Source organism: Streptococcus sp. HMSC065C01, assembly GCF_001813525.1.
Taxonomy (GTDB): Bacteria; Bacillota; Bacilli; order Lactobacillales; family Streptococcaceae; genus Streptococcus; species Streptococcus parasanguinis_V.
Window position 1 is genome coordinate 1 of the sequence record NZ_KV812818.1, and the last position, 1,864, is coordinate 1,864.

1 tRNA gene and 1 rRNA gene are annotated in these 1,864 nt (G+C 50.3%); both read left to right on the plus strand.

Going from position 1 to position 1,864, the window contains the following annotated elements:
- The first annotated feature begins 71 nt into the window (after positions 1-71).
- Positions 72-1,619 (plus strand): 16S ribosomal RNA (locus tag HMPREF2918_RS00200).
- 53 nt (positions 1,620-1,672) lie between these two features.
- Positions 1,673-1,745: transfer RNA gene (locus tag HMPREF2918_RS00205), tRNA-Ala, on the plus strand.
- The last annotated feature ends 119 nt before the right edge of the window (positions 1,746-1,864 follow it).

Here is a 1,864-nt window from a genome sequence, read left to right on the forward strand (position 1 = left end):
GTTATAGTAACTGAACAATAAAAAAACAATAAATCTGTCAGTGACAGAATGAGTTTAAGACAAACAATTATTTTAATGAGAGTTTGATCCTGGCTCAGGATGAACGCTGGCGGCGTGCCTAATACATGCAAGTAGAACGCTGAAGCTTGGTGCTTGCACCGAGCGGATGAGTTGCGAACGGGTGAGTAACGCGTAGGTAACCTGCCTCTTAGCGGGGGATAACTATTGGAAACGATAGCTAATACCGCATAAAAGTCGATATCGCATGATATTGATTTGAAAGGTGCAATTGCATCACTAAGAGATGGACCTGCGTTGTATTAGCTAGTTGGTGAGGTAACGGCTCACCAAGGCGACGATACATAGCCGACCTGAGAGGGTGATCGGCCACACTGGGACTGAGACACGGCCCAGACTCCTACGGGAGGCAGCAGTAGGGAATCTTCGGCAATGGGGGCAACCCTGACCGAGCAACGCCGCGTGAGTGAAGAAGGTTTTCGGATCGTAAAGCTCTGTTGTAAGAGAAGAACGAGTGTGAGAGTGGAAAGTTCACACTGTGACGGTAACTTACCAGAAAGGGACGGCTAACTACGTGCCAGCAGCCGCGGTAATACGTAGGTCCCGAGCGTTATCCGGATTTATTGGGCGTAAAGCGAGCGCAGGCGGTTAGATAAGTCTGAAGTTAAAGGCTGTGGCTTAACCATAGTACGCTTTGGAAACTGTTTAACTTGAGTGCAGAAGGGGAGAGTGGAATTCCATGTGTAGCGGTGAAATGCGTAGATATATGGAGGAACACCGGTGGCGAAAGCGGCTCTCTGGTCTGTAACTGACGCTGAGGCTCGAAAGCGTGGGGAGCAAACAGGATTAGATACCCTGGTAGTCCACGCCGTAAACGATGAGTGCTAGGTGTTGGGTCCTTTCCGGGACTCAGTGCCGTAGCTAACGCATTAAGCACTCCGCCTGGGGAGTACGACCGCAAGGTTGAAACTCAAAGGAATTGACGGGGGCCCGCACAAGCGGTGGAGCATGTGGTTTAATTCGAAGCAACGCGAAGAACCTTACCAGGTCTTGACATCCCTCTGACCGCTCTAGAGATAGAGTTTTCCTTCGGGACAGAGGTGACAGGTGGTGCATGGTTGTCGTCAGCTCGTGTCGTGAGATGTTGGGTTAAGTCCCGCAACGAGCGCAACCCCTATTGTTAGTTGCCATCATTCAGTTGGGCACTCTAGCGAGACTGCCGGTAATAAACCGGAGGAAGGTGGGGATGACGTCAAATCATCATGCCCCTTATGACCTGGGCTACACACGTGCTACAATGGCTGGTACAACGAGTCGCGAGTCGGTGACGGCAAGCTAATCTCTTAAAGCCAGTCTCAGTTCGGATTGTAGGCTGCAACTCGCCTACATGAAGTCGGAATCGCTAGTAATCGCGGATCAGCACGCCGCGGTGAATACGTTCCCGGGCCTTGTACACACCGCCCGTCACACCACGAGAGTTTGTAACACCCGAAGTCGGTGAGGTAACCGTAAGGAGCCAGCCGCCTAAGGTGGGATAGATGATTGGGGTGAAGTCGTAACAAGGTAGCCGTATCGGAAGGTGCGGCTGGATCACCTCCTTTCTAAGGAAATGGAAACCTGTACGTTGGTCTTGTTTAGTTTTGAGAGGTCTTGTGGGGCCTTAGCTCAGCTGGGAGAGCGCCTGCTTTGCACGCAGGAGGTCAGCGGTTCGATCCCGCTAGGCTCCATTAACACTGTAAGGGTGTTAAGATTGAACATTGAAAATTGAATATCTATATCAAATAGTAACAAGAAAATAAACCGAAACGCTGTAAATATTTAAAGAGTTTAGGTCGCAAGACCAAAA